The sequence below is a fragment of the Rhizobium sp. RHZ01 genome, assembly GCF_014851595.1.
GTDB classification, from domain to species: Bacteria; Pseudomonadota; Alphaproteobacteria; order Rhizobiales; family Rhizobiaceae; genus Rhizobium; species Rhizobium altiplani.
Genome location: NZ_JACUZZ010000013.1, coordinates 1 through 26,949 on the forward strand (window position 1 = coordinate 1; position 26,949 = coordinate 26,949).

Below are 26,949 nucleotides of genomic sequence, written 5' to 3' on the forward strand. Positions count from 1 at the left end.
GCAACGAATTTGAGACGCTCGTCCATGCGGTTGCACTCCTGCAAAGGCACCTTCGCTCTCCTCGCAAAGGCCAAAAGTGTAACCCATGTCTCCGGTATGAACTGTCACCCCTCTCTCGGGAAGGACACCAGCAATGATGAAGTCTTTTGCCGCGGTGTCAGCCGCGAACGGAGGCCGCGTAGCAACTCAGAATACTCGACATAGAAGAAAGGCGACCAATGGGCCGCCTTCCAAACGCTCGCTCTGCCGTTTCTTACTGCGCGGGTTGTGCCGGCGCCAGGAACTCGGCGCAATAGGACGGGCCGTTCACGCCCGGGATGTCGCCGACGACGCGGATGCTGCGGATCGTGTAGTCGGAGCTGGTGACGATTTCCGCCTGGCAGCGCAGGTATTGCGTGCGGGCAGCCGCGATCTGCTTGCCGCGCTTGCCATCCGCGCCTTCTGCGTATTTCGCCGGGGTGCGAACCGTCTTGTAGCCGCCCTTCCAGGTGTAGGTGACGCTGGAGCCGTTCTCGACATCGTTGATCGGCGGGCCGAATGCGGCAAAGAACTTGCCGGCCGACTGGCCAACCCAGCGGCTGGAGATCGGATCTGCGGAGGTCGGAATCGTCGTGCAGCCGGCAAGCGAAATGGCAAGCCCAGCCGCGGCAAAGGTGCGGAGTTTCATTCTATCGTCCTTGAAAAGTTGTCGCGCATTCGACGGCGGGAATCGCTGGTCTGCAGCGGTTTCCGCTTGTCCCGCCGAGGGCTTTAACGCGGAACCCGGCAAAAGAAAATCGGCCCGCCTTGGCAATCGCAAAATTTGCCGCAAGTGTGTCATTTTGCTCCACTTAGTGCTCTCAGGAGGTGCGCCGGCCCTGTCGGCAAAAAATGCGCCGGCTTTTGAATTTTGGTGCTTGCGCAACGAGATGGGCCGGTCTATAGAGGCGCCGCTGGTCACGGAGTGTAGCGCAGTCTGGTAGCGCACCACGTTCGGGACGTGGGGGTCGAGTGTTCGAATCACTCCACTCCGACCAGCCGAAACCCCTGCTCTGCAGGGGTTTTTCATTTGTGCCAATGGACGCACAAAAACCTCACCGACAGATTCAGCAATTGATTGGAATTCCAATCCGTCGGAAAGCCGTCGGCGGCTACAAATTCTCGACTGTGGTTCGCTTAAGCCGACGGCGAAGACAAACGCGCCGCCGCCGACTCGCGGAAAGAGCAACTCGAAATGCCGTCATCTCTGTTGGCTGGACAGGTGGGAGATTGGGCGGCGATTTGGGGACGAGTGATAATTGAAACGCTGATGCCGAAGCTCCGCTGTACGAGCTGTGGAAATGTGGGGTGCATCTCCAGTGGATCTTGGCTCTTTACTTCGTGTCCATCCGAATTACGCGTCCGGAAGCCGTAACTGTGCATTCTAGAGTGTAATGTCGGGTGGCGATCGTCAGAAGCCAGGTGGGACCGGTCCGCTCGGCTGCCTTGACGACGTTCGTTCCCCCTCGAGGGCTCTGATATCGATCGGCCCGTCGGCTGCACGCGCGCAAAGCGCGAGCCGGAACGTTGCTCAAGTCCGGCGATCCGGCGGAAGCTTCGCCGCATGCAGACGGCTTCAATTGATCGATACGCGAGTAGCGGCCAAACGACACGCGTACATCGACACACGTGCCCGTCTTGTCGTTCCACCAAGTGCTGCTCCTGACGTGTCGGTAGCCACGGGCTTGCATCTTGGACGCAGCGTCCGTCGCGCGAGTACCGACGAGATCGGCGATATCACTGGGCGCGGCGGCGAAAGCAAAAATAGAAAACGAGCAAAAGACGGCCGCAAGGCCTGGCCGCAAGGCCGACTATCCTTTTCACGAAATCCTCCTTGAAACGAGCCTCTGAAGACCATCGCTTTGCCATCCGCGGTCAAGCGGGTGCCTGGAACAGTAGCCGCAATAGTCGGTAGAGAACATGTCTTCTGGGTGGAGCGGACCACAAACGAGACCAACGGTTAAGTACGCAACAGTAAATTTACGGCTCGTGAAGATCCACGATATCTCGGGATTTCTCGGGACGAGCCTGGGAGTCCTAGAGCGGTCTACGGCAAACACCGGATCCGCCATCAAAAGGAATTGACTTGGCTGTCACTAAGGGCCGGGTCGGGCGGGAGGTTTTCGATGTCCAGCCGAAAAGCCGCGGAGGCGGGCTTTTTTCTTACGCCGCCATTTAGCTTCCTTGCTGTGAACAACACAACTACAGCCTCTGGAACATTCAGCCGAAAGGTCGCATCGGCGTCGCTGTCGCAAACGGAGGCTTAGATGTCGTATTTCGGTATCCATAAAAATAAGCGAGAACTAAAGTACGCAGCTTCACATAAAGATATATCAGACAAGCGCGCTTCGGCGGGCGGGGAACAGTGCATGAAGACCTCAGAATACAAAGCTGCGGTTGCCGTCACGGGACTGAGCGCCGCTGGTGTCCAAAAGCTCTTTGGTGTCGATCAGACGACGACACGTCGCTGGGCGTCGGGTGAAACCGAAGTACCGCGCGCGGTCGGCCTGTGCCTGCTGTTGATGGCGTCGGCAAACGTGTCCGTCGCGCAGGCTGAGATCTTGGCCGATGACACCGATGTCAGGCTTGCCAGGATCGCTTAAGACGGCTTGCCCAATCATTTCAGCAATCGGATGCAGCACCCGTAGTGGCCAGGGTCCCCGACCCTCGGGCCCGGCTACGGACGCACAGCCCCCTTTGCTTCGATCCGGCACCGCTGGTGCAGCGGCTGTTCCGGCTTCGAGCGCGCTAAGCTCCGAGAATGGCATCGATTTCGGCAATCAGGGTCGCATAGGTCTCGATATGCCGATAATACTCGTTGCGGATCTGCTCGGTGATATCGGAGAGCGGCCCGCCACCCTCCGCGCGGAAGTGTTTGACGTCGTTCTCGGACATGGATTTGAGATTGTCCTCGTATTCCTTGACCCTCTGAACATAGTCTTCCCGAAGTTTTTCCAGACTCATCGATCCCTCCTGAGCTAGCGAGGCACCGCGGACAGTCTGCCGCGGCGACGGCAATCTAAAGGTTGCCTAGAAGAGATGCGGCGCTTAAACCAGATTGACAATCCCGGCCCGTGAAAAGTGAACCAATGAGCAGCTCGAACTTCTACTCCAGCATGGGCGGCCTGCCGCCGCAGACCGAACTCCTCTCCAGCAAGGCGGTATTCACGACGGCCTATGCCGTCATCCCCCGCAGCGTCATGACTGACATCGTCACCAGCTACTTCCCGCACTGGGAAGGGACACGTGCCTGGGTGATCTCCCGCCCGCTGACCGGTTTTTCCGAGACGTTCTCGCAGTACATCATGGAAGTGCAGCCGGGTGGCGGCAGCGACCGGCCGGAACCGGAGAAGCGCGCCGAAGGCGTGCTCTTCGTCGTCGACGGTGAGATGACCGTCGAGTTCGACGGAAAGGCACACCAAATGCGCCCCGGCTCCTTCGCCTTCCTGCCCGCCGGCTCCCGTTGGGCGCTGTGGAACAAGAGTGCTGCACCCGTGAAGTTTCACTGGATCCGCAAGGCGTTCCAAGAGGTCGAGGGGCAGGAGCCGCCGCCGGCGATCTTCACGCATGAGGAAAATCACCCGCCGCAGCCGATGCCGGATACGGACGGCGCCTGGGCCACGACGCGCTTCATCGCCCCGGCCGATCTTCGCTACGACATGCACGTCACCATCGTCACCTTCGAGCCCGGCGGCGTGATCCCGTTCATGGAAACGCACGTGATGGAGCACGGCCTCTACGTGCTCGAGGGCAGGGCCGTCTATCGTCTCAACAAGGATTGGGTCGAAGTCGAAGCCGGTGACTTCATGTGGCTGCGCGCCTTCTGCCCGCAGGCCTGCTATGCCGGCGGTCCCGGACGCTTCCGCTACCTGCTCTACAAGGACGTCAATCGCCACATGCCACTGTGGTAGGGGTCACGCGGCGAGTTTAGAATGAGAAACGGGGCCGATGTGGCCCCGTTTTCGTTTGCCTAGATGTCGCTTGCCGCGTTCGACCAGAGGTCGGCCGCCTCAGCGGCGGTCATGCGCCGCACCTCCGCCTCATGGCGGCGGTTGGCGAAGAGTTCGCTCGCCATGATCTGGTCGGCGAGGTCGGCCGGCAGCGACAGGATCACGCGGGCATCGCCGCCGTGGATGCCGCCGAGCTCGCTCCGCTTTCCGCTGACCATGCCGCCGGCCACCGTGTTGTTGGTGTCGGGGTCGATCAGGATGAAGGAGCCGGTCGCCCGGTTCTGCTCGTAGGGGTCGAAGATCGCCTGTTCGTCGAAGGCGAGGCGCACCTTGCCGATCGCATTCATGTAGAGCGTATCGACCGGGGCCCAGGCGCCGGTCTTCAGCTCGAGCTGCGCCACCGGCTGCACCTGTACGCGCTGGCGACGGCTGCCGCTCTTCAGCCAATAGCGCTTGCCGGCTTCGATACCCTCCGGCTGCAGCGCGACGATCTGCGCGTCGAAGGAGATGCCCACCTGCGGCTGGCTGTCGATCGAGACGATCATGTCGCCGCGTGCAACGTCGACCTGCCGGTCGAGAACCAGCGTGATCGCATCACCGGCAACGGCGGCGTTGCGCACGAGATCGAAGGTGACGATCTTGGAAACGTTGGCGATCATACCCGAGGGCAGGATCATGACGCTATCACCCGGCTTGACGGAACCGCCGGCAACGGTGCCCTGGTAGCCGCGGAAGCTTTCCCCCGGACGCGAGACGCGCTGCACCGAGAAGCGGAAGCCTGTCGCCTGCGAGGAGCGGACGGTCGCAAGCTCGAGCGTCTCGACCAGCGTCGGGCCGGCGTACCACGGCATCGATGCCTCGCCGGAATAAACGACGTTCTCGCCCTTCAGGGCCGACATCGGGATCGCGGTGATCTGCTTGACGCCGAGCGACAGCGCGAATTCGCGGAACTCGTGCGTAATCTTCTCGAAGCCGGCGCGATCGTAGTTCGTCAGGTCGATCTTGTTGATGGCAAGCACGAACTGCTTGATGCCGAGCAGCGAGGCGATCGTTGCGTGGCGACGCGTCTGCTCCAGAATGCCGGCGCGCGCGTCGACCAGGAGCACGGCGAGATCGGCGGTGGAGGCGCCGGTTGCCATGTTGCGGGTGTACTGCTCGTGGCCGGGCGTGTCGGCAACGATGAAGGAGCGCTTGTCGGTCGAGAAGTAGCGATAGGCGACATCGATGGTGATGCCCTGTTCGCGCTCGGCCTGCAGGCCGTCGAGCAGCAGTGCGAAGTCGGGCAGGCCGAGATCGTTCTGCTTGCCGGTGGAATCGCGCTGCAGCGTGGCGGCCTGGTCTTCCTTGACGGCCTTGGTATCCCAGAGCAGGCGGCCGATCAGGGTGGACTTGCCATCATCGACGCTGCCGCATGTGATGAGGCGCAGCGGTCGCGAGTCGCGCGTTGCCGTCGCAGGATCTGCGGCGGGCACGGCAAGGGCGTGTGCGGCGGTTACGGCTGCGGTCATCTCAGAAATATCCTTCACGCTTCTTCTTTTCCATGGAACCGGACTGGTCGCGGTCGATGGCGCGGCCCTGTCGTTCGGAGACAGTGGCAATTTCGAGTTCGGCAATCACCTCTTCGAGCGTGGTCGCCTTCGATGGGATGGCGCCTGTCAGCGGAAAATCGCCCAGGGTGCGGAAACGGATCATGCCTTCCTGGCGCACTTCGCCGGGCAACAGTTCCAGCCGCGGATCTTCGGCAAGGATCATCATGCCGTCGCGCTCAACATAGGGGCGCTTCTTGGCGTAGTAGAGCGGCACGAGCGGAATGTCTTCGGCCTGGATGTAGCGCCAGATATCGACTTCGGTCCAGTTTGACAGCGGGAAGACGCGAACGCTTTCGCCCTTGCGGATCTGGCCATTATAGATGTTCCAGAGTTCCGGGCGCTGGTTGCGCGGATCCCAGCGATGGTCAGGTGTGCGGAAGGAATAGATGCGTTCCTTGGCGCGGCTGGCTTCCTCGTCGCGGCGCGCGCCACCGAAGGCGGCATCGAATTGGCCGGCGTCGAGGGCCTGGCGCAGCCCTTCGGTCTTCATGATGTCGGTAAAGGCGGCCGAGCCATGCGTGAACGGCGTGATGTTTTCGGCCGCACCGCGCGGATTGATGTGCTCGATCAGGTCGAGGTCGTATTTCTTCGCGGTTTCATCGCGAAAGGCAATCATCTCGCGGAATTTCCAGCCGGTGTTGACATGCAGCAGCGGGAAGGGGACGCGACCGGGGTAGAAGGCCTTACGGGCCAGATGCAGCAGGACCGACGAATCCTTGCCGATCGAGTAGAGCATGACGGGACGCTCGAATTCGGCGGCGACCTCACGGAAAATGTGGATCGCTTCGTTTTCGAGAGCCTTCAAATGCGGGTCGAGCGGCGGCTTCGCGCTCCGGGGATTGTTGAGTTCCGTATCCGGACGGCTATCGGGCATTTCTGACTCCAGGCTTCAATCATTCTCGGAAGGGAGGCATCCGGAATGGGTGCATTTCAGACTTCGAGGAGCGCAGGCGACGGGCCGCGCTCCGATCCCGAAGTCGACGGGTTACTGTTGTGCGGCAATCGCCGAGGCCTCTTCAGCCACGTGCAGGCCGCATTCGCGCTTTTCGTCCTGTTCCCACCACCAGCGGCCGGCGCGTTCCGGCTCGCCCGGCTTGATCGCCCGGGTGCAGGGTTCGCAGCCGATCGAGGGATAGCCGCGGGCGTGCAGCGGATTGATCGGCACGCCGTTGTCGGCGACATAGGCCTTGATAACGTCGAGGTCCCAGTCGGCGAGCGGGTTCACCTTCAGGAGATGACGCTCCGCGTCATATTCCGCAAACGGCGTCTCAGCGCGGTTGGCCGATTGGCCACGGCGCAGGCCGGTGATCCAGATCGTCGCCCCTGCCAGGGCTCGCGCAAGCGGCTTCAACTTGCGCACGCCACAACAGGCATGCCTGGCTTCGACGCTCTCATAGAAGCCGTTGAGGCCGTACTTGGCGGCATAGGCATCGATATCTGCCTGTTCGGGCTCGTAACGGCTGATGTGAAGATCGTATTGCTTCTCGGTCTCGTCGATCAGCGCCAGCGTTTCCGGAAACAACCGTCCGGTCTGCAGCGTCACGACGTCGATCGGAAGGCGGTGGTTGCCGATTTCGGCGGTGATGACTTGGTCCTCGATGCCGAGGGAGGTGGTGAAGACGACGCGGCCGCCAAGGCCGGCGACGAGCGACAGACGCTCCGCAAGGTCAAGGCTCGCGAGGTTCGCGTTCAGCGTTTCCGCTTCAGCGTTCGGATTGGCAGCAACAGTCATGGGGATCCTGTCCTTGATGTTGGCCGGAGTATCGCAGGTCGGGCTTGGATCGGACAGAAAAACGGATTTCGAAAGCAGGCGCGATAGGAGCAAATATCTCTCCCCGGCCGCTGCAATGCGGAAAAGCAGCCGCACCGCGATGGTTTGTCGACGGTGAGCCCAATTGTCTATTGATTTAGTAGAGTAACACGTTGCCTGTCAATCGGAAATGTGAATTGATGACATCGCAAGTGCATTTTGACGTAGATTTGCAGTATTGGCCGAGGGTGAAAAAACAAGGCCAAAAACCTTGTCTCTCAAGGGTTTCGCCGGCTTGTTCAAATTCCGTTCATGCTGCGCATGCCATAGAGACAGGATCCTGCTTGCGGCGGGTCTGTGATTCCGCCCGCCATGTGTGTGTCGACGGTCAAAAATGATTACGCAAAAGGCAAAATATGCGCTGAGGGCGCTGACGGTATTGGCGGCAGCCGATGACGGCGAGCCGGTGATGATCTCAGACATTGCGGCGCAGCAGAAGATCCCAAAGAAGTTCCTTGAACAGATCCTTCTCGACCTGAAGCACCAGGGCATCGTCGTCAGTCGCCGCGGCAAGACGGGCGGGTATCTGCTGCTGAAGCCGGCCGACATGATCACCTTCGGCGAGGTGCTGCGCATCATCGACGGGCCGATCGCACCGCTTCCCTGCCTCTCGATCACCGCTTATCGCAAATGCGATGATTGCGATGGAGAGCAGAACTGCGAGATCCGCCATGTTTTCGCCAAGGTGGCGGATGCGACCCGCAAGGTGCTGTTCTCCACGACGATCGCAGATGCTGTCGCGCCGGCAAAGGTCGCGGAAGTCACCCGTTTACTCGCCTAGGCCTAATCATCGTCCATGCTGCTGCATGTTGCTTGAGACCATCAGGCGGATAAAGGTCGCTTCAAGATTCGGTGAGATAGCTTTCCATTGCTTGGTGCTACGCCAATTCGCCCCTGTCCTGAGGTAGGGAGAAACGAACATGCGTCTCATGAACTCGAAACGAATGGCAATTGGTGCGGTCCTCGCGCTGACCTTGGCGTCGGGAGCCGCGGCGCACCACGGCTGGTCGTGGGCCGAGGGAGAGCAGACGGAATTGCATGGCACGATCGAAAAGGTCACGATGGGTGGGCCGCACCCGACGCTCGACGTTGCGACCGCCGCCGACGGCGTCTGGATCGTCGAACTCGGCAATCCCAGGCAGACCGCACGCTCGGGCTTTGTCGAAGGCTCCGCGAAGAAGGGGGATCCGATTGTCGTCCTCGGAAACCGTTCGCTGAAGGCCGACGAGAAACGGATGAAGGCCGTGCGCATCACGGTCGCCGACAAGCGCTACGACATCTATCCGGAACGGATCCAGACGAACTAGAACCTTTCAATTTAACCCCGAAAGGCTCTAGGCGATGGCGATCGAGTTCCTGGAATGGCTCGCCGCAACCCCGCTGTCGTCAGGGCTGCGGCGCTCGGCGCTTGTCTACATGGCCGTCAACGCCGCCCATATCCTTTCGATCGGCCTGCTGATCGGGGCGATCCTGCCGCTGGATCTGCGGCTGATGGGCTGCTTCGGCTCGGTGCCGCTGGCGGTGCTTGGCCCGTTCCTGTCGCGGGCCGCGGCTGTCGGGCTCGTGGGAGCTGCTATCACCGGCTTTGCCCTTTTCAGCGTCAAGCCGGTGGAATACGCCGGAAATCTGGCCTTCCTCGCAAAGCTGGGGCTGCTGGTGCTCGGCATCGTGAACGCGGCCGTGGTCCATGCCCAGGCTGCCTGGCGGCGGGCCGTGTCAGGCTCTGCGCTTGCGTTCAGCTTGCGCCTGCAGGCGGGCCTTTCCGCGGCCGTATGGATATCCGCGCTCCTTGCCGGCCGCTGGATCGGCTTTGTCTGATGGCGATCGGCAGATTTACCGATCGCTCGTTTCCCAGCGCGGATTGATCCACGGCTCCTGGTTGGAGCGCGGCAGCGGCTGCTTGCCGAGGATATGGTCGGCAGCCTTCTCGCCGGTCATGATCGACGGGCCGTTGAGATTGCCGTAGGTGACGTGCGGGAAGATCGAGCTGTCCGCGACGCGCAGCCCGTCGACGCCGATGACGCGCGTTTCGGGATCTACGACCGCCATCGGGTCGGTTTTCGCGCCCATCTTGCAGGTGCCGCAGGGGTGATAGGCGCTTTCCAGGTGCTCGCGCAGGAAGGCGTCGATCTGTTCGTCGGTCTGGACGGCCTCGCCCGGCTGGATCTCCGGGCCGCGATACTGGTCGAAGGCCTTCTGGCCGAAGATCTCGCGGGTCAGCCGCACGCAATGGCGGAATTTTTCCCAGTCCTCGGGATGGCTCATGTAGTTGAAGCGAATGACAGGATCGGTCTTCGGGTCCGAGGAGCCGAGCGTGACGTTGCCGCGCGACTTCGACAGGTTGTAGCCGACATGCACCTGGAAGCCGTGGCTCTTGGCCGCCGCCTTGCCGTCATAGCTGATCGCGACCGGCAGGAAGTGGTACTGGATATCGGGCTGCTTGACGCCAGCCGCCGAGCGCAGGAAGGCGCAGGCCTCGAACTGGTTCGAGGTGCCAAGCCCCGACTTGGTGAACATCCATTGCGCGCCCGCGACCCCCTGCCAGAACCAGGGCAGCCAGGAATAGAGTGAAACCGGCTTGGTGCTAACCTGTTGGAAATAGAATTCCATGTGGTCCTGCAGGTTGGCGCCGACGCCCGGCCGGTCTGCCTTTACCTCGATCCCCATTTCCTGCAGATGCGCGCCGGGCCCGATGCCCGACAGCATCAGGAGCTTCGGCGAATTGAAGGAGGAGGCCGAGACAATGACCTCGCGGTTCGCCTTGACGATCTCGATCTTGCCGCCCCGCTCGATTTCGACGCCGGTTGCCCGGCCGTTCTCGATCACCACCTTGTGGGCGTGGCCGTAGACGACCTCCACGTTCGGTCGTTTCAGCGCCGGTTTCAGATAGGCTGACGCGGCCGACCAGCGGCGACCGCCGAAAATCGTCTGCTCCATCAGTCCGAAGCCTTCCTGCTTCGAGCCGTTGTAGTCCTCGGTCGCCTCGAAGCCTGCCTGCTTGCCGGCCTCGATGAAGGCGCGAAACAGCGGGTTGCGGAAGACACCGCGCTGGACGTGCAGCGGTCCGTCCTTGCCGCGCCAGCCTTCCTCGCCGCCGTGGCTGTGCTCCATCCGCTTGAAGTAGGGGAGGACGTCGGCATAGGCCCAGCCTTGCGCGCCGAGCTCTTCCCAGCGGTTATAGTCCTCGGCGTGGCCGCGCACATAGACCATGCCGTTGATCGAGGAGGAGCCGCCGATCACCTTGCCGCGCGGCGCGGTGATCCGCCGGTTGTTCAGGTTCGGCTCCGGCTCGGAGAGATAGCCCCAGTTGTAGCGCTTCATGCTCATCGGCCAGGCAAGGGCGGCCGGCATCTGGATGAACGGCCCGAAGTCGGAGCCGCCCGCCTCGATGACGATGACGGTATTCTTGCCTTCTTCCGAAAGCCGGTAGGCAAGCGCCGAGCCCGCCGAGCCGGAGCCGATGATGACGAAATCTGCCTGCTGCATGATGTGCTTCTTTTCCGATTCACCACCTCGTCCTCGGGCCCGCTGGAGAGCCGATCGGGACGAAGCGAAATTGAATGCTACCTGCCGGGACCGGCCGCCTGCTGCCTCAATAGGGCGCCTGCACCGGCCCCATGCCGACATAAACCGTCTTCAGCTCCGAATAGTGCTCCAGCGCGGCCAGCGAATTTTCGCGTCCGAAGCCGGATTGCTTGGAGCCGCCGAACGGGATTTCGACAGGGCAGAGATTGTAGGTGTTGATCCACAGCGTGCCCGCCTCGAGCTGGTCGACGACGCGATGGGCGCGCGTCAGGTCTGATGTGAAGACGCCGGCGGAGAGGCCGAATTCCGTCGCATTGCCGCGAGCGATCACCTCGGCCTCGTCGTCGAAGTCAAGCACGCACATGACGGGGCCGAAGATCTCCTCGCGGGCGATCGTCATCTCGTCGGTGACGTCGGCAAAGACCGTCGGCTGCACGTAGTAGCCTTCGCCGGAGACGTTGTTGGGGATGCCGCCACCGGTGACGAGGGTCGCACCCTCGGCCTTGCCCTTCTCGATGTAGGAGAGAACCTTGTCGCGCTGCGCCCAGGACACCATCGGCCCGAGTTGCGTCGCCTCGTCCATCGGATCGCCGATGGCGATCGCCTCGGTGCGGGCTTTCAACCGCTTGAGGAATTCCGCCTTGATCTTCCGCTGCACGAAGACGCGTGTGCCGTTCGAGCAGACCTGGCCGGTCGAATAGAAGTTGCCGAGCATGGCGCCGCCGACGGCGCTGTCGATATTGGCATCGTCGAAGACGATTAGAGGCGACTTGCCGCCGAGCTCCATGGTGACGTGCTTGAGGCTGCCGGCAGCGGCCGCGGCGACCTTGCGGCCGGTCGGAACCGAGCCCGTCAGCGACACCTTGGCGACATCAGGATGGTTGACCAGCAGCGGTCCCGTCTCGCGATCCCCCTGGATGACATTGTAGAGCCCCTTCGGCAGGCCCGCCTCATGAAGGATCTCGGCAATGGCAAGGGCCCCAAGCGGTGTGTTTTCCGACGGCTTGAAGACCATGGCATTGCCGGCGGCGAGCGCCGGTGCACCCTTCCAGCAGGCGATCTGCTGCGGATAGTTCCAGGCGCCGATGCCCACGCAGACGCCAAGCGGTACACGCTTGGTGTAGGCGAAATCGCCACCGAGCGGGATGTAGGAGCCATTGAGGCCGGCAGCTGCAATGCCGCCGAAGAACTCGAAGCTGTCGGCGCCTGATGTCGGGTCGGCGACGATCGTTTCCTGGATCGGCTTACCAGTATCCAGCGTCTCCAGTTCGGACAGCTCGCGATTGCGTTCGCGAATGAGGTCAGCGGCGCGCTTCAGGATACGGCCGCGCGCCGTCGGGCTCATCGCAGCCCATTCCGGCTGGGCGCGCTTGGCCGATGCGATCGCCTTTTCGACGATAGCAGGGGTTGCCGCGTGCAGCCGGGCGATGACTTCGCCGGTCGCCGGATAGATGCTTTCGATGACGCTGCCCGCGTCATCCTCGACATATTCGCCGTCGATGAAATGGGAGGCTTTCGGCTGGGCTCTGAGGGTCACTGGATCTGTCCTTTCGCAAGGGCGGCAAGCTGTGAATTGATATAGTCTTCGGTAAGCGCGATCGATGCCTCGATGCTGACAGGCGCCGACCTCAGACTTTGGCGGATGTAGAGCCCGTCGATCATCGCAGCCGCGCCTTCGGCAATGCGTTCTGCGGCATCGTAAGGGCAGAGCGCTTTCAGGTTGGCGATGAGGTTCGACTGCAGACGGCGGGCATAGATGACAAGGAAGCGCCGGGTTTCCTCGGAGCGCTGCGCCTCGGCGTAGAAGGCGAGCCAGGCGGCGATTGTTGCCGGCGCGAACTGGTCTGCCTGGAAGCTGACGCGGATGACGGCGGAGAGCTTCTCGCGCGGTGCGTCAACCGCCTTCAGCGCAGTCACGACGTCGTCGCGCAGCTGCTTGAGGAGAGAGCGGACAGTCTCGATCAGCAGTTGTTCCTTGCTGCCGAAGTAATGATGCGCCAGCGCCGGCGACACACCGGCCTGCCGGGCAATTTCGGACATGGTGACAGTCAGCGAGCCGTGATCGCCGATCACGCGCAGCGCGGCATCGACAAGCGCCTTGCGGCGAACCGGCTCCATTCCGACCTTGGGCATCGCATCACTCCATGAAGATGCCATCCAGCATAATTTTGATTGACTGATCAATCAATAAAAATCTGGCAACACTTCCGGAAGGCTAACCTCTTCCAATTCCGCGATTTTGCGGCATATTCTTTTACCAACCAGGAGGTGTGCCATGGCAGATATTTCTGATCGACTGGGTTTTTCGTCGCTGCAATCGAAATGGGGTTGGTTCGCGGCACTTGGCGTGCTGCTGATCGTCTGCGGCTTTATCGCGTTGGCAAACGTCGCGCTCGCAACCGTTGTCTCCGTCTACTATGTCGGAATCCTGATGCTGGTCGGCGGCGTGGTCTACCTGATCCACGCCTTTCAGGTGAGAAGCTGGGAGCAGGCGCTGGTTTGGGCCTTGAGCGGCGTTCTCTATCTGCTGGCCGGTTTCTTTGCCTTCGAGAATCCCCTTCTGGCATCGGCCGTGTTGACGCTGTTTCTGGCGATCGCCTTGCTCGTTGCTGGCGTGTTCCGAATCTGGGTCGGCTGGCGCATGCGCCCCGTGAAAGGATGGGGCTGGGTCCTTGTGAGCGGTATCATCACGGCGCTGGCTGGCGTGGTTATTGCGCTCGGATGGCCGGTCAACAGCCTTTGGATCCTGGGACTTTTCCTCGCCTGTGACCTTCTGCTGCAGGGTTGGTCGATGCTCGCTTTCGGTCTTGCGGTCCGTCGCTGACTTATGCCCGCAATTCACAGGCAGACATCACGGACTGTTTCCTTTTTGACAAGTATGTGAGTGGGGTCTAAAATTTCGCCCAATAAGAGGCAGCCGAGGCGGCGGCGTCGGCAATGCCGTGGACGGGTTAATCCGTCTCCCAGAGGACAGGCACTGTCCGACGAGGCAAAGGGAGGAATCTCATGCCGATGGTTACCGTATCCATTTCGCCGCTGCAGGCTGCGGATATCCGCGCCGCTGTCGACAATGGCACCTATGCGTCAAGCAGCGAGGTTGTGCGCGAGGCCCTGCGCATGTGGGAGGCCGCCCGCAAACTCGGCGGATGCCCCGAAGGCGCCTTCGATCAGAGCGGCGTCTCCCGGGGTGGCAAATGTGTCGCTGACATGTTCGCCGATCATGAGGCTGAGAACAGGCATACAGCCTGACCAAGCCATTGATTGATCGATAAAATTCGATCGAAAATGGACGTGGTTTCACAAAAGTTTCATATTCGGGAAAGGGTTCGTTGATCCTTCTCCGCCAGTTTCCCTGCGCAAAACAATAAGACACAGTGGAGATTGGCATGTCTTTGGCTGCCACCGTCGATCCGGCGCTTGTTCGTCGCTACGCCAGCGATCAGATCGTGACCCTTGCGAAACTCGTCATCGAGAACGCGTTCCAGCCCATCGTGGAAGCAGGGACGGGAGTGGCGTTCGGCTATGAATCGCTGATGCGCGGGCAGGAACGCATCGGCTTCAACTCCCCGATCGAAATCCTCGACGAGGCTCACAAGAACCAGCAGCTTCTGCAACTGGAGCAGATGGTGGCAAGCCGTGCGCTTGCGAAGTTCGCAACGCTGCCGCACTTTTCCAGTTCGACACTGTTCCTCAATCTCGATGTTCGGCTGATCCCGCATGGTGAGCGCCTGGTGGAAGGCCTGCTGCAGCACCTGAAGCTCGCCAATATTCCTCCGTCTTCCATCTGTTTCGAGTTTTCCGAACGCTTCGACAATACTAGCGTGCCCGAATTTGCGGCGCTCGTATCGCTTCTCCGCAAGGCCGGCTTCAAGCTCGCGATCGACGATTTCGGTGTCGGCCACGGCGAGATGAAGCTGCTCTGCGACCACCCGGTCGATTACCTGAAGATCGACCGCCATTTCATCGCCGACATCGACAGCAGCCCGCGCAAACGCCATCTTCTGAAAAACATCGTCCACATCGCCCATGTGCTCGGCACTCGCGTCATCGCCGAGGGCATCGAGACGGAGGCGGAATTCGTCGCCTGCCGCGAGTTCGGCGTCGATCTCGTCCAAGGCTGGTTCGTCTCCCGCCCGACCACCCATGTCACCGAGTTGCAGCCGTCGTTTCCGCACCTGTTGGACCTCGGCAAGAGCAAGCGAAATCCGCAATCGCTCGACGAGATCCTGATCCGCAAGCAGATCGAGATGCTGCCGACAGTCTATGAAAACGACACGATCGACAGTGTCTTCGAGCTGTTCCGCCGCAATCCGCAGCAGGCGTTTTTCCCGGTGCTGAATGCGAACGGCGAGCCGCGCGGTATCCTGCACGAACGCCATCTGAAGGAATACATCTACCAGCCTTTCGGTCGCGACCTCCTGAAGAACAAGGTCTACGAGCGAACGATCTCCCACTTTGTCGAGATGGCGCCGATCGTCGGGCTTGATTCCGATACCGAACAGCTAATGGCGATCTTCGCCAACATGGAAGGCACGAACTGCCTGCTTTTGACCGACAACATGCGCTATGCGGGTGTCGTGTCAGCCGCCTCGCTCATCAAGGTCATGAATGAGAAGAAGCTGAAGACGGCCCAGGACCAGAACCCTCTGACCGGACTGCCGGGCAATAGGGCGATCCGCGACTTCATGCGCGAGTCCAGCCTCGATGGCGACGAGAAGCGTCACTTCTGCTACTGTGATTTCGACAACTTCAAGCCGTTCAACGATGCCTATGGCTTCCATCTCGGCGACCACGCGATTTCGCTCTTTGCCGCCCTCATGCGCCGCTATTTTTTCGCCGAACGTCATTTCCTCGGGCATGTCGGCGGCGACGATTTCTTCATCGGCGTCCGCGGCTGGGCCAAGGAAGAGCTGACAGAAATTCTCGACCGCCTGATCAGCGATTTTCACGAGGATGTGCTCGGCCTCTATTCCGATACGGATCGCGCCGCTGGCAGCATTCGCGGCCATGACCGCGCAGGCGTCGAGGCACTGTTCCCGCTGATGCGCTGCTCGATCGGCGTGCTGGAGCTACCGGAAGGTCTTGTCATCGACGACACCAATCGCGTCAGCGCCGAAATTGCTCACATTAAGGCCGAGGCTAAGGAAAGCGAGGAGGGGCTCGTCTTCCACCTCCTGGGCGAGACGAATTGACGCCATCCGTTCTTCCTGCCTTCTCAAATCCGAAGCGCTGGACTATCTCACGTGCTTTCGGAACGAGGAGACCGGACCATGTCTTTGCCCACGCAGATGCGCTTCATCGACCTGCCGAGCTTCGGCGCGCCTGAAGTGATGCGGATTGCCACCGGACCCTTGCCGATACCGGGCGAGGGGCAGCTTCTTATTCGCACCGAGGCGATCGGCGTCAACCGGCCCGACGTCGCTCAGCGTCAGGGCACCTATCCCCCGCCCAAGGACGCAAGCCCGATCCTCGGACTTGAGATGGCGGGCGAGATCGTTGCCGTTGGCGCTGGCGTCAGAGATTTTGCCGTCGGCGACAAAGTCTGCGGCCTGACGAACGGCGGCGCATATGCCGAATATTGCCTGCTGCCCGCCGGCCAGGCGCTCCGTTTTCCGAAAGGCTACGATGCGGCCAAGGCGGCCGCCCTCCCGGAGAACTACTTCACCGTCTGGGCCAACATGTTCCAGATGGCCGGGCTGACAGAAGGCGAGAAGGTCCTCGTGCACGGCGGCTCGAGTGGTATCGGAACGACCGCCATCCAGCTTGCGCGGGCCTTCGGCGCTGAGGTCTACGCGACCGCCGGTTCGCAGGAGAAATGCGACGCCTGCGTCAGGCTCGGTGCAAAGCGGGCCATCAACTATAAGACCGACGATTTTGCAGAGGTCATCAAGACCGAGACGGGCCACGGTGTCGATATCATCCTCGATATGATAGGTGCTGCCTATTTTGAGCGGAACGTGGCATCGCTTGCGAAGGACGGCTGCCTCTCGATCATCGCCTTTCTCGGCGGCGCTGTCGTGGAAAAGGTCAATCTAGCGCCGATCATGGTCAAACGGCTGACGATCACCGGCTCGACGCTGCGCCCGCGCACGCCTGAGGAAAAGCGCGCGATCCGGGACGATCTCCTTTCCCAGGTCTGGCCGCTTCTCGATGAAGGCAAGCTTGCGCCTATTATCGATACCGTCGTTCCTTTCGAAGACGTCGCCAAGGCGCATCGGCTGATGGAAACGAGCGGTCACATCGGAAAGATCATGCTGCGGATCTAGGCCGGTCGCGGGACCGGTCGGGGGGCTCTTTCAAGGAACAGCAGTAGGCCAACCGAAGCGAGACCGACCACGGCGGCAAGCAGTGCTGTGCCTGAATATCCTGTGAAGCCGGTCCCGGCGGCGAAGATCGACGCACTGATGCCGTTTGCGATGAACGTGTTGACCGAGACCAGCGAACTGCCGAGTCCCGGGCGATCGGCAATCAGATCCTGCAGGTAGGTGATCGGTACGCTGAGGATGGCTGCAGCACCGCAGGCGTTGACCAGCACGAGGGCATAGATCTGCCAGGGCGCCGAGGCAAAGCTCAGCAATATCAGATACAGACAATAGATGAGCGCTCCGAGCGCAAGCACATGCACGTTGCGGAAGCGCCGCTGCAGCGCGCCCCACATCAGCATGAACGGCATTTCCAGGAAGGCGACGAGGCCGGCCATGAAACCGACATCGACCACCGTGCCGCCTGCGGCATCGGTAATGATCAACGGCGAAACGACACTGTTCAACCGCTGCAAGCCGAGCAGCAGCGCCATGAGGCAGACCCTCACCAGCACATGAGGGGAAAAAATCCTGCCGAGCGACGAGAAGAAGCCGATATTCAGGGAAGGGGAGGCTGCGCCCGCCGGCGCAGGCTTGGCCACGAACAGGTAGAGGCAAAAGCAGGTCAGGCTCGCGAGAGCCGCAATGCCATAGGCCGGTGTCATCGATTGCGAATTGATGAGGTACAGGCCGATCAGGCCAGGCGCCAGCGCCCAGGAGCCCGAGAACAGCGCGCGAACCGTGGACGTGATCGCTGCAGCCTTTCCGCGGTCCATCGTGTTCGTCGTCGCGCGGATACTGGCAAACAGGATCGAATAGGTGGAATTGCTGATGGGGATCAGCACCAATATGCCGAACATGAAGACTGCGGCGGTGCGGAATTCGTAGATCATTCCGAAGCCGAGCATGCCGCACACCGACAGCGCCAGCACCAGCGGGCGCCGATCGCTGAGCCCGTCGGACCAGATGCCGAGCGTCAGGCTGGTAGAGACGTTGACCAGCGCCGCAAGGAAGATCAGCCCGGAATAGCTGCGGTCGGACAGGCCGAGTTCGTTGATGCCGATGATCGATTGATAAGGCATCGTCGAGGCATAGGTGAAGGCGAGCGCAACCAGCGTCAGCGCTGGGACGCGGATTTGACGATCGCGGAGGATGGACGAAAAAGCGGATGGCATGGCGTGATTCCCGATGCCACTGATATAAACCAGTAGTGTGCTTTCGAATAACCAGAGTTTGTGATGGCAGCGGTCAAATCACGTGATGGGTGGTCCCATGCCGTGATCGCGGCCGGTCGACAAGAGCCGATCCGCCCAATCGCTGGGATGGAAACGAGCGGTCACATCGGCAGATCATGCTGCGTCTGTGACCGCTCGCACGTCGCTCACCGGGCCTGCCGTTCGGCGGGCGACGAGAGGGTCAGAGACGTTGCGACCGCGATCAGGCCTGGAAGGGCCATCAGGACGTAGAGCCAGTGGGCAGCCGAGACGCTGCCGGCAACCCCGCCAGGGTTCACCAGTCCGGTGCTGTTGACGATCACACCGGCGACGGCGGCGCCGAAGGCGCTGCCGAGGGACTGTACCGTCGAGATCGCGGCCGAGGCCTTGTCCTGTTCGGAGTTATCGACAAGGCTCAGGACCTTGGTCACCAGATGCGCCCAGCCAAGGCCAACACCGAAACCCATTAGGAACATGCCGATGACAGCCGGGCCGAGAATGGCCAGGTTGCCCGATTGGTTATCCGCTGCGAGGAAGATGGTCAGCGAGGCAACCGCAATCATCTCGATCACGCAGCCGGCGGCGATCGCGGCGCTGGCACGCTTTTCGGACAGCGTTGCGCTGAAGAAGGCGGCAAAGGTCCAGCCGAGCGCGACAAGGGCGGTCAGATAGCCTGACACCAGCGGCGTCACGCCATGCAGGGCCTGCAGGAAATAGGGTATGTAGATGTCGCTTGTGAGCACCAGCAGCAGCACGAACATCGTCAGGTAGACACGTGCCACAGGCTTTGCGAGCGTGACCGCGCCTGTCGGGAGGAGACGGTTCCTGCCGCGCCGTTCGACCCATAACATGGAGACGATCGCGACAATCGATGCTGCAATCAGCAGTGCTTTGAAGCTTGTCACATCGATCGTTCCGGCAATGCTGACCAGCATCACGGCGGCAAGCAGCAAGGCAATCTGCAGGATCGGGGTCTTGCCATGGGCGCGGTCATCCTCGGCGCGTGGCAGCAGCCAGGGCGCAAGCGACGCCATCAGCACGCAGAGCGGAACGAGCACCATGAAGGCGTGGCGCCACGCGTTGCCTTCGGAAAACAAGCCGCCGAGGCTGGGTCCGACCAGGGTCGAGACACCCCAGATGGCGGCATAGAGGGTTGATGCCTTCTGCCACAGCGGCTCTGGGTAGGCGAAGCGAATGAAAGCATAGGCAAGCCCGGCAAGAATACCGGCGCCGAATCCCTGTATCGTACGCCCGGCCAGCGCAAATGGCATTGCCGGGGCAAGCGCGCAGACCAGGCTGCCGGTGCCGAAGATGAGCGCGCCTGCGACGTAGACACTGCGCAAGCCGATGCCTCGAGGACGCGTCGCGACAAAGATCGACCCCAGGACCGCAGCGGCAACGAAGAGCGTCGTCATCCATGACAGCAGTTCGAGCCCGCCGATGTCGCGCACGATCGACGGCGCGATTGTCGCGGTGATGTAGGTCTCAACCGCGTAGAGGGTGACGCCACCGCCGAGCATGAGTGTCGCGGGCAGTAGCGGCGCGGAAAACAGGTGAAAGACGGATGGCCTGTCTGCGGAAATCTCTTCAATGCCGGTCATGTCTAATGCCTTGTGTGCTTCCCGGGATATGCATTATTTTTGCAAGTTATTATTTGGAAAAAATACACCGCCATGTTATTAAAGCAAGTGCAAGCTTGGAAAAACAGATGAGACAATCCCCGGCCAACCGAATCCTGCTGCTAATCAAAACGGAAGGACCTCAACTTGCCGCGACACTCGGCTCAAAGCTCGGCATATCGTCGGAAGCCGCCCGTCAGCAATTGACGAAGATGGCGGAGGATGGGCTGGTCGAAGCAGTGAACAAAAGTGCGACCGGCAGGGGGAGACCGAGACAGCTCTGGAACCTGACCACTGCCGGCAACCAGACCTTTCCCGATGGCCATGCGGAACTCACCGCCACGATCCTGAGCACGCTGGTCGCGCAGCTGGGGACGCCGGCCCTGGATGCGGTCATTTCCGCCCGCGAAGCAGATACCCTCAAGCGCTACCGCAAGGAAGTCGACGCTGCCGACACGGGATCGCGTGTGCGGCAGCTCGCCGCCATACGCACTAGCGAAGGATACATGGCCGACAGCTGGGAAGAGGCGGACGGTTCGCTTCTGCTTGTCGAAAACCACTGCCCGATCTGCGCCGCCGCAAGCGTCTGTGCCGGTTTTTGCCGCTCCGAGCTGGAGACCTTTCGCGCCGTCCTCGGCGCCAAGGTCGAGCGCGAGGAACATATCCTGCTCGGCGCCCGCCGTTGCGCCTATCGCGTCACGCCGCTTTGAGCGGCGCCGCGGTACAGGAGTCGACGAAAGGCAATTGCTTTATCGACGCGACTCGCTATGCGTGACGCATCTGCCTACATGATCAGGACCAAGCCATGACCAATCCCGTCACCGTCGAAGTCACCCGAGGCTCGCTCGTTGAAAGCCGCCATCGCGGCGCCGTCGTTGCCGTGGATGGTGATGGAAAGATCGTGTTCTCGATCGGCGACATCGACGCGCCAACCTTCCCGCGTTCTGCCTGCAAGGCGATGCAGGCGCTGCCGCTGATGGAAAGCGGTGCTGCGGACGCCTATGGCTTCGGCGACAAGGAACTGGCGCTGGCCTGCTCCTCGCACAATGGCGAGGACGAGCATGTGGCGCTCGCCGCCGCCATGCTGGCGAAAGCCGGTCGCGATGTCGAAACGCTGGAATGCGGCGCTCATTGGTCCTCGAGCCAGAAGGTGCTGATCCACCAGGCGCGCACGATCGACAAGCCGACGGCATTGCACAACAACTGCTCCGGCAAGCATGCCGGCTTCATCTGCGCTTGCTGCCATCAGGACATCGATCCGAAGGGATATGTCGGCTACGACCATCCGCTGCAGGCCGAAATTCGCGGCGTCATGGAAAGCCTGACGGGTGCGGCGCTCGGCCGTGACAACTGCGGCACGGACGGCTGCTCCATCCCGACCTACGCAGTTCCCTTGCGCGGCCTGGCGCAGGGCTTTGCCAAGATGGCGACCGGCAATGGCCTCGAGCCGCTCCGCGCCAAGGCTTCCCGCCGGCTGTTCGATGCCTGCATGGCCGAGCCCTTCTATGTGGCCGGAACCGGCCGTGCCTGCACCGCGCTGATGGAGGCCGCACCTGGTCGCATCTTCGCCAAGACGGGGGCCGAGGGTGTCTTCTGCGCGGCGATCCCCGAGCAGGGAGTCGCGATAACAGTCAAATGCGACGACGGCCATTCGCGTGCCTCCGAGGCAATGGTTGCCGCCGCCCTCAGCCGATTCTTCGGCAAGGAAGATGCGATTCGCGCGCGCCTGGCCGCCATGGCGACCGTCCAGATGCACAATTGGAACGGTATGCATGTTGGTGATATTCGCGCGACGGCTGCGTTGACTGCATAAGCCGTTCCGGAACGGGACAGTCTCGCTGCGAAAATAGAAGTTGCTAATGTATGTGAAACTACAGCCCACGAGAACGGATGCGGTTTTTGTGGGCTGAGTTACCCTTTTGCCCAGTACATCGAACGCCATGAGGGCAGGATATGTTTGCGGGCCGCTATCTTTGGTGGATGTTGATCGCCATCGCGATCTTCCTCTTCTTCACCATGTGTTTTGACTACGTGACCTGGCTGACGGTCGTTTCGTCCGGCTGCGCGCGGATCGCCGGCTCCTGCGGGCCGATCATCGTCACCATGACCGGTTCCATGAAACCGTCGGGCGTCTACCTAGCGGGGGGCATCATCCTCGTCGTGACGCTTGCCCGCATCCACTATCTGTCGATGAACTGGATCTGGGGCGTGATTGTCGCAATCTGGTTCGTTGCATCGGCGCCGTTTCCGCTGCTCCTCGCCAACGGCTGGACCGGCCAGTTGAAGCCGGAGGCCGTGCTGGATGGGCTGCCGGTGGCGTTCCTGTTTTTTGTGATCTTCTGCGCCTATATCGGCTGGTCGTTTGAAGAGAGTGGTGCGCGGCCGTTTGGTGCGTGGTGTGCGCTGCGCGCAATCATTTCCGTCACCGCCGTCTATGGCGCGCTATTGGCGCTGTCGGAAGCACCCGCCTTCGCGACCATCCCGGGTCGTGTGCTTGGCGAGATGCGGCTTTCGACGTCAATTGCTGCGCTACAGCCCGGATTGCATGACGTCCTGACCCTCTGGGCCGGCCGCGACACGTTCGCCTATATCGTCTTCGCTGTCTTTGTCGTCGGTCTCGCTGCGAGCCTGTTGCCACAGAACCTCGAGGAACTCAGGGCGCGCTTCGTCCCGCCGTTCATGCTTCGAGGATCTCGGCAGTAAGATTGCGATAGGGCTCTATGGCTGCCGCTGGGATATCAGAGGCGACGATCAGCCCCGATACGCCTGAGATCGGAAGGACCTGGCAGGGAGAGACGTGGTCGAACTTCTCCTCCGTTAGCGGCACGTAGGTTTCGGCCGCGCAGGATGCGATGTGCCGCTTGATGGCCGCCTCCTCGAAGTCGCCTGTCGACAGCCCGTGTACGGGATGCACAGCCGTCACGCCGAGAAAGAACATACCCGGCCGAAGCTGCGAGATCGCGGCCATCGCAACGGCGCCGACCGCGACCATCGAGTGCTTGTAGAGCTTGCCGCCGATCAGGATGACGCTCGCCGTCGGGTGGTGTTCCAGCTCCGCAGCGATCGTCGGACTGTGCGTCGCGACCGAGAACGCAAAGTCGCGCGGCAGTTGCCGGGCAATCTCCGCCGTCGTCGTCCCGCCATCCAGAAAGATCAGCTGCCCGGGTTGCACGAGCGAGGCGGCCTTTCGTCCCAACCGCGCCTTCGCCTCGGACGAAACACTCTTTCGCGTCGAGAAATCCGGCAGCTCGGGCGCAACAGGCATCGCCCCGCCGTGAACACGCTGCAGCAAACCTTCCGCCGCCATCTCCCTGAGGTCGCGGCGGATCGTGTCCTCCGAAAGCGAGAAGTCTTCGGCGACACGTTTGGCAATCACCTGGCCGTCTCGCCTGAGAATATCGAGGATCAACGATCTGCGCTGGGTCGTAAGCATGCCTTCATCCCGTATTTGCACGAATTATCGTGAAATTGCACGAAAGGAATCGACAATCAAGAAATATCGTGCAGTTATCGGCCATCTCGTGCATGAAGCCGAGGGAAATGGAGCTTGATGATGTTGATCTTGATTGCTGGTCCCTACAGGTCCGGAACCGGGGATGACCCGGAAAAAATGGCTGCCAATCTGCAGCGGCTGGAGCAGCCCTCGCACAGGCTGTTCCAGGCGGGCCATGTACCGATGATTGGGGAATGGGTGGCGCTCCCCGTGTGGAACGCGGCCGGCGGCAAGGCTGTCGGCGATGATCTCTACGAGGAAATCTTCCACCCCGTTGCCGGCCGCCTGCTGCAGCTTTGCGATGGCGTGCTGCGGCTTGAGGGCGAATCGAAGGGCGCCGACAATGATGTTCGCATCGCGCGCGAACGCGGCATCCCGGTCTGGCACCGGATCGAGGATGTCCCCGGCTGTGCTTGAGGCAGGCTGACTTTTAAGAGGCCGGCTCGCCGGCCTCGATCTGTGCGTTTGCGGAGAGCCGCGCTATAAAGTCAGCATCGAAGGGAGTCGATCATGCTGACACTGTACTACGCGCCGCATACCTGCGCGCTCGCAAGCCTCATTGCGCTGGAGGAGTCCGGCCTGCAGTTCAAAACGAAGAAGCTGAACTTCGCCGAAGCGGAGCAGCGTTCTCCCGAGTACCTGGCGATCAATCCCAAGGGCAGGGTTCCCGCTCTGGTGACGGATCGCGGCATCGTTACCGAAACGCCGGCAATCCTCGCCTATATCGCTCAGGTCGCCTCCGCCGCGCAATTGGCCCCGCTTGATCCTTTCGAGTTCGCTCGCATGCAGGCCTTCAACAATTATCTTTGCTCGACCGTGCATGTGAACCACGCGCACGGCCGCCGGGGCAGCCGGTGGGCCGATGATCCGACAGCCCATGAAGCGATGAAGGCGAAGGTGCCGCAAACGATGGCCGAATGCTTCGAGATCATCGAGGCGAAGATGCTGGAGGGCCCCTGGGTCATGGGCGAGTACTATTCGGTCGCCGATCCCTACCTCTTTGTCATGACCGGCTGGCTGCGGTCCGATGGCGTCGATCCGGCCCGCTTCCGGAAAGCGACGGCGCACTATGCGCAGATGATGGAGCGCGCGGCCGTGCTGCGGGCATTGGAACGCGAACAGGCCTAAAGAGACGTCGCCCGGCCGCCGGGCACATCAGCCATGAAAATTCGCGGCAAGCCGCTTTGGCGCGCGGAACCGCCACGCACCGATCAGCCGTTCCTTCAGTTCGGCGTCGCTGATCATCGCGGCGTGCAGGGGCATATACGGCCAGCCGATATAGTGGGGTGTCTGATAGTAGATCTCGGGCGCCATCTCGATCAGCCGTTCCTTGTCGTCGATCGAGATGCAGAGCACGATGGTCTCGTTGTTCTTGACCGCCGCGAATGATTTGCCGCCGACTTTCAGCGCCGGGTTACCGTAGGACGTGCTCTCCTCGACGTCAGGCAGATTGGCTTCCGCCGAAAGACGCTTGAGGCGCGCAAAGATCGTATCGACACTGGTCATGTGAGCCCGCTCGAAACTGAAGCGGGCCAAGACTAGCAGATTTTACCGGGCTATGCGCACTTTGCGAGCTGTAGCGGTTCCTGCTCGGGCGCGCGTGGTTGCGGGCCGAGCGGCAGGTCTGCCAACGCCGTCGGTGACATGCGGGCCAGATCGGGATGGTAGAGCGGATCCCGCTTGCTGTCCGCGCTGTAGGGCGGTTCGATTGTTTCCACGCTCAAGAAAAACTTTAGTATTTGCATGGCGCGCCTCGCTTCCTTCCAGAATGGCGAACGGAGCATCTGCTCAACACAGGCGGATTATCGCGGGCGGCCAGCCAGGTTTCAATTGAGATTACCAATCTCTCGGTATAGAAAAACTATATGAGAAACCTGAACTCGGTTCACTTGAACGGATTGCGCGCGCTCGAGGCTGTCGGCCGGCTTGGCTCCCTGCAGGCCGCCGCAGAGGAACTGGGCGTCTCCATCGGCGCTGTCAGCCAACAGGTCATCAAGGCCGAAGCGCAGCTCGACCACGTGATCTTCGAGCGCACGCCAAAAGGCATGGTCGCGACTGAGGCGGGCACGCGCCTGCTGGCCGGCCTGACCGAGGGCTTCAATGCGCTGTCGCAGGCCGTCGCGACGACGCAGCGGCGGGACGACAGCATTCTGACGATCTCTGTGGCGCCGGTCTTTGCCGCGCGCTGGCTTGTCTATCGGCTCGATCGCTTTGCCGAACGGCATCCTGAGATCAGCCTGCGGATGGATGCCACCACCCGGCTCGTCAATCCGGCGCTCTGCGATGTCGATGTCGGCATCCGCGTCGGCAACGGTCAGTGGCCGGACGTGAAGGCCGAACTGCTGCTGCAGCAGCAGGTCTTCCCGGTCTGCTCGCCCGCTATGGCGGCGCGACTGCACGAGCCCGCCGATATACTGTCGCTGCCGGCGGTCATCGACGGTCGCGCCATGTTCACTTGGGAAGTGTGGATGCGAGAGGCCGGATTGTCGAGCGCGACGCTTGAGACGCGCCACGTCTTCAACGATGCCTCGCTCTGCCTCGATGCGGCTATCGCAGGGCAGGGCGTCATGCTCGCCTGGCAGACGCTCGCGGACTTTGCCCTGCAGCAGGGGCAGCTGGTTGCGCCTTTCGGCATTCGCGCGAAAACCGGCTTCGGCCACTATTTCGTAACGGCCGAAGGCGCGCGCGAACCCAAGAAGGTGAAGGATTTCAGGGCCTGGATCCGCGAGGAAATGGCCAGCACCCTCAAGCTCTTTCCATGATCAAACCGGTTCCTGCGACCGCGTCGCCTGCATCGCGATATAGGCCGGCCGCGACTGGCAGCGCTTGATCCAGGCGCTGACATTGGGATGGGCGTCGAACAGCGCCTGTTCCGTCTGCGCGTAGCGAAGAACTTCCGCAATATTGAGATCGGCTGCGGTGAAGCGGTTGCCGACAACGTATTCGTTGGCCGCCAGATGCTTGTCCAGCGTCGCGAAGGTCTTCTTCAGCGATCGGACGGCGACGCTGATCGTTGCCTTGCCCTCGTCGCTGTTTTGCTTCTCGTCGTCGTAGACATAGACGATCTTCACCGTATGCGGCTCAACCTCGGTGGCCGCCCAAATGGTCCACATCGTCATCAAACCGTCTTCCGCGACGGTTTGACCGGCCAGCGGTCCGCCATGCTTGCGGGCGAGGTAAAGGGTAATGGCAAGCGACTCGTGCATCACGAGGTCGCCGTCCTTGATGCTCGGGATCAGCGCCATCGGATTGACCGCCAGGAAATCAGGCGACAGCGTATTGATAGGCGCATCGGCGGCAAGCGGATTGGCAAGTCGCCGGGCCTGAATGACCCGCACGGACTCGAATTCGAGCCCCAATTCCTCGGCCATCCAGTAAACGCGCGAGGCGCGCGAGCGATAAACTCCGTAAACTGTCAGCATGTCGATG

Annotated in this window: 29 protein-coding genes and 1 tRNA gene; 16 read left to right on the forward strand and 14 right to left on the reverse strand. The window is 61.5% G+C overall.

The window, feature by feature from the left end:
• Nucleotides 1-253: 253 nt before the first annotated feature.
• Nucleotides 254-667 carry a hypothetical protein gene (locus tag IB248_RS14980; protein ID WP_192241146.1) on the reverse strand — a complete coding sequence of 138 codons (414 nt, stop codon included), beginning with the start codon at nt 665-667 and terminating at the stop codon, nt 254-256.
• Nucleotides 668-939: 272 nt separating this feature from the next.
• Between IB248_RS14980 and IB248_RS14985 the strand changes: the two genes are divergently transcribed.
• Together IB248_RS14985 and IB248_RS14990 are read left to right on the forward strand one after the other, a co-directional pair.
• Nucleotides 940-1,016: transfer RNA gene (locus IB248_RS14985), tRNA-Pro, on the forward strand.
• A gap of 1,371 nt (nt 1,017-2,387) precedes the next feature.
• Nucleotides 2,388-2,621, forward strand: a complete 234-nt coding sequence (locus tag IB248_RS14990; protein WP_018858477.1) for a hypothetical protein — start codon at nt 2,388-2,390, stop codon at nt 2,619-2,621.
• Between the two features lie 145 nt (nt 2,622-2,766).
• Here the strand turns inward: IB248_RS14990 and IB248_RS14995 are convergent, their stop codons facing one another.
• Nucleotides 2,767-2,982: a hypothetical protein gene (locus IB248_RS14995; RefSeq protein WP_018116466.1), complete on the reverse strand. Its 216-nt coding sequence runs from the start codon at nt 2,980-2,982 to the stop codon at nt 2,767-2,769.
• A 125-nt stretch (nt 2,983-3,107) separates the two neighbouring features.
• Between IB248_RS14995 and IB248_RS15000 the strand changes: the two genes are divergently transcribed.
• Nucleotides 3,108-3,929 carry a bifunctional allantoicase/(S)-ureidoglycine aminohydrolase gene (locus IB248_RS15000; protein ID WP_018858476.1) on the forward strand — a complete coding sequence of 274 codons (822 nt, stop codon included), beginning with the start codon at nt 3,108-3,110 and terminating at the stop codon, nt 3,927-3,929.
• Between the two features lie 59 nt (nt 3,930-3,988).
• Here the strand turns inward: IB248_RS15000 and cysN are convergent, their stop codons facing one another.
• From cysN to IB248_RS15015, 3 genes are all read right to left on the reverse strand, one after another.
• The gene (gene cysN, locus IB248_RS15005; RefSeq protein WP_169683904.1) at nt 3,989-5,476 is read right to left on the reverse strand and encodes a sulfate adenylyltransferase subunit CysN; all 1,488 of its coding nucleotides are present in this window, start codon (nt 5,474-5,476) and stop codon (nt 3,989-3,991) included.
• Between the two features lies 1 nt (nt 5,477).
• Nucleotides 5,478-6,431, reverse strand: a complete 954-nt coding sequence (gene cysD / locus IB248_RS15010; protein ID WP_018116469.1) for a sulfate adenylyltransferase subunit CysD — start codon at nt 6,429-6,431, stop codon at nt 5,478-5,480.
• A 111-nt stretch (nt 6,432-6,542) separates the two neighbouring features.
• Nucleotides 6,543-7,289 carry a phosphoadenylyl-sulfate reductase gene (locus IB248_RS15015; protein ID WP_018116470.1) on the reverse strand — a complete coding sequence of 249 codons (747 nt, stop codon included), beginning with the start codon at nt 7,287-7,289 and terminating at the stop codon, nt 6,543-6,545.
• Between the two features lie 412 nt (nt 7,290-7,701).
• Here IB248_RS15015 and IB248_RS15020 point away from each other — a divergent pair, with 412 nt between their 5' ends.
• The 3 genes from IB248_RS15020 to IB248_RS15030 all read left to right on the forward strand — a co-directional run bounded on the left by IB248_RS15020 (nt 7,702) and on the right by IB248_RS15030 (nt 9,185).
• Nucleotides 7,702-8,148 (forward strand): Rrf2 family transcriptional regulator, encoded by a 447-nt coding sequence (locus IB248_RS15020; RefSeq protein WP_018858473.1) that lies wholly within the window; start codon nt 7,702-7,704, stop codon nt 8,146-8,148.
• Nucleotides 8,149-8,287: 139 nt separating this feature from the next.
• Nucleotides 8,288-8,674, forward strand: a complete 387-nt coding sequence (locus IB248_RS15025; RefSeq protein WP_192241147.1) for a DUF6152 family protein — start codon at nt 8,288-8,290, stop codon at nt 8,672-8,674.
• Nucleotides 8,675-8,708: 34 nt separating this feature from the next.
• Complete coding sequence (locus IB248_RS15030; RefSeq protein ID WP_192241148.1) at nt 8,709-9,185, forward strand: DUF2214 domain-containing protein; 477 nt, start codon at nt 8,709-8,711, stop codon at nt 9,183-9,185.
• A gap of 15 nt (nt 9,186-9,200) precedes the next feature.
• On the opposite strand, the gene betA is transcribed toward IB248_RS15030, so the two are convergent.
• The 3 genes from betA to betI all read right to left on the reverse strand — a co-directional run bounded on the left by betA (nt 9,201) and on the right by betI (nt 13,025).
• Nucleotides 9,201-10,853, reverse strand: a complete 1,653-nt coding sequence (gene betA, locus IB248_RS15035) for a choline dehydrogenase (protein WP_192241149.1) — start codon at nt 10,851-10,853, stop codon at nt 9,201-9,203.
• A gap of 106 nt (nt 10,854-10,959) precedes the next feature.
• Nucleotides 10,960-12,429: a betaine-aldehyde dehydrogenase gene (betB, locus tag IB248_RS15040; protein ID WP_192241150.1), complete on the reverse strand. Its 1,470-nt coding sequence runs from the start codon at nt 12,427-12,429 to the stop codon at nt 10,960-10,962.
• A complete protein-coding gene (gene betI / locus IB248_RS15045) occupies nt 12,426-13,025 on the reverse strand; it encodes a transcriptional regulator BetI (RefSeq protein ID WP_018116475.1) in 600 nt (199 codons plus the stop codon). Before betI ends, betB begins: the two co-directional genes overlap by 4 nt.
• Nucleotides 13,026-13,167: 142 nt before the next feature.
• On the opposite strand from betI, the gene IB248_RS15050 reads away from it, so the two are divergent.
• From IB248_RS15050 to IB248_RS15065, 4 genes are all read left to right on the forward strand, one after another.
• Nucleotides 13,168-13,716 carry an HdeD family acid-resistance protein gene (locus IB248_RS15050; RefSeq protein WP_018858468.1) on the forward strand — a complete coding sequence of 183 codons (549 nt, stop codon included), beginning with the start codon at nt 13,168-13,170 and terminating at the stop codon, nt 13,714-13,716.
• Between the two features lie 182 nt (nt 13,717-13,898).
• Nucleotides 13,899-14,141 carry a type II toxin-antitoxin system ParD family antitoxin gene (locus IB248_RS15055; RefSeq protein ID WP_112660907.1) on the forward strand — a complete coding sequence of 81 codons (243 nt, stop codon included), beginning with the start codon at nt 13,899-13,901 and terminating at the stop codon, nt 14,139-14,141.
• Nucleotides 14,142-14,278: 137 nt separating this feature from the next.
• Nucleotides 14,279-16,084 carry a GGDEF domain-containing protein gene (locus IB248_RS15060; RefSeq protein WP_025661138.1) on the forward strand — a complete coding sequence of 602 codons (1,806 nt, stop codon included), beginning with the start codon at nt 14,279-14,281 and terminating at the stop codon, nt 16,082-16,084.
• A 78-nt stretch (nt 16,085-16,162) separates the two neighbouring features.
• Entirely contained in the window at nt 16,163-17,158 is a 996-nt protein-coding gene (locus IB248_RS15065; RefSeq protein WP_192241151.1) for an NAD(P)H-quinone oxidoreductase, read from the forward strand.
• Here IB248_RS15065 and IB248_RS15070 read toward each other — a convergent pair.
• Together IB248_RS15070 and IB248_RS15075 are read right to left on the reverse strand one after the other, a co-directional pair.
• Nucleotides 17,155-18,369, reverse strand: a complete 1,215-nt coding sequence (locus tag IB248_RS15070; RefSeq protein ID WP_192241152.1) for an MFS transporter — start codon at nt 18,367-18,369, stop codon at nt 17,155-17,157. The two genes, IB248_RS15065 and IB248_RS15070, sit on opposite strands and share 4 nt — an antisense overlap.
• 206 nt (nt 18,370-18,575) lie before the next feature.
• The gene (locus IB248_RS15075) at nt 18,576-20,009 is read right to left on the reverse strand and encodes an MFS transporter (RefSeq protein WP_192241153.1); all 1,434 of its coding nucleotides are present in this window, start codon (nt 20,007-20,009) and stop codon (nt 18,576-18,578) included.
• 107 nt (nt 20,010-20,116) lie between these two features.
• On the opposite strand from IB248_RS15075, the gene IB248_RS15080 reads away from it, so the two are divergent.
• The 3 genes from IB248_RS15080 (at nt 20,117) to IB248_RS15090 (ending at nt 22,730) form a co-directional block, all read left to right on the forward strand.
• On the forward strand, nt 20,117-20,737 hold the full coding sequence (locus tag IB248_RS15080) for a MarR family transcriptional regulator (protein WP_192241154.1): 621 nt from the start codon (nt 20,117-20,119) through the stop codon (nt 20,735-20,737).
• Between the two features lie 95 nt (nt 20,738-20,832).
• Nucleotides 20,833-21,840, forward strand: coding sequence for an asparaginase (locus IB248_RS15085; RefSeq protein WP_018858461.1), 1,008 nt, complete (start codon nt 20,833-20,835; stop codon nt 21,838-21,840).
• Nucleotides 21,841-21,980: 140 nt separating this feature from the next.
• Complete coding sequence (locus tag IB248_RS15090) at nt 21,981-22,730, forward strand: hypothetical protein (protein ID WP_192241155.1); 750 nt, start codon at nt 21,981-21,983, stop codon at nt 22,728-22,730.
• Here the strand turns inward: IB248_RS15090 and IB248_RS15095 are convergent.
• On the reverse strand, nt 22,705-23,460 hold the full coding sequence (locus IB248_RS15095; RefSeq protein WP_169683894.1) for a DeoR/GlpR family DNA-binding transcription regulator: 756 nt from the start codon (nt 23,458-23,460) through the stop codon (nt 22,705-22,707). The genes IB248_RS15090 and IB248_RS15095 overlap by 26 nt on opposite strands.
• A gap of 120 nt (nt 23,461-23,580) precedes the next feature.
• Here IB248_RS15095 and IB248_RS15100 point away from each other — a divergent pair, with 120 nt between their 5' ends.
• Together IB248_RS15100 and IB248_RS15105 are read left to right on the forward strand one after the other, a co-directional pair.
• Complete coding sequence (locus IB248_RS15100) at nt 23,581-23,937, forward strand: hypothetical protein (protein ID WP_026371959.1); 357 nt, start codon at nt 23,581-23,583, stop codon at nt 23,935-23,937.
• Between the two features lie 93 nt (nt 23,938-24,030).
• Nucleotides 24,031-24,648, forward strand: a complete 618-nt coding sequence (locus tag IB248_RS15105; protein ID WP_018859635.1) for a glutathione S-transferase — start codon at nt 24,031-24,033, stop codon at nt 24,646-24,648.
• A gap of 27 nt (nt 24,649-24,675) precedes the next feature.
• Here the strand turns inward: IB248_RS15105 and IB248_RS15110 are convergent, their stop codons facing one another.
• Together IB248_RS15110 and IB248_RS15115 are read right to left on the reverse strand one after the other, a co-directional pair.
• On the reverse strand, nt 24,676-25,026 hold the full coding sequence (locus IB248_RS15110) for an MmcQ/YjbR family DNA-binding protein (RefSeq protein WP_025662372.1): 351 nt from the start codon (nt 25,024-25,026) through the stop codon (nt 24,676-24,678).
• Between the two features lie 50 nt (nt 25,027-25,076).
• Complete coding sequence (locus tag IB248_RS15115) at nt 25,077-25,265, reverse strand: hypothetical protein (RefSeq protein ID WP_026372113.1); 189 nt, start codon at nt 25,263-25,265, stop codon at nt 25,077-25,079.
• A gap of 120 nt (nt 25,266-25,385) precedes the next feature.
• On the opposite strand from IB248_RS15115, the gene IB248_RS15120 reads away from it, so the two are divergent.
• The gene (locus tag IB248_RS15120; protein WP_192241156.1) at nt 25,386-26,282 is read left to right on the forward strand and encodes a LysR substrate-binding domain-containing protein; all 897 of its coding nucleotides are present in this window, start codon (nt 25,386-25,388) and stop codon (nt 26,280-26,282) included.
• On the opposite strand, the gene IB248_RS15125 is transcribed toward IB248_RS15120, so the two are convergent.
• Nucleotides 26,283-26,942: a glutathione S-transferase family protein gene (locus IB248_RS15125; RefSeq protein WP_113471621.1), complete on the reverse strand. Its 660-nt coding sequence runs from the start codon at nt 26,940-26,942 to the stop codon at nt 26,283-26,285.
• Between the last annotated feature and the right edge of the window lie 7 nt (nt 26,943-26,949).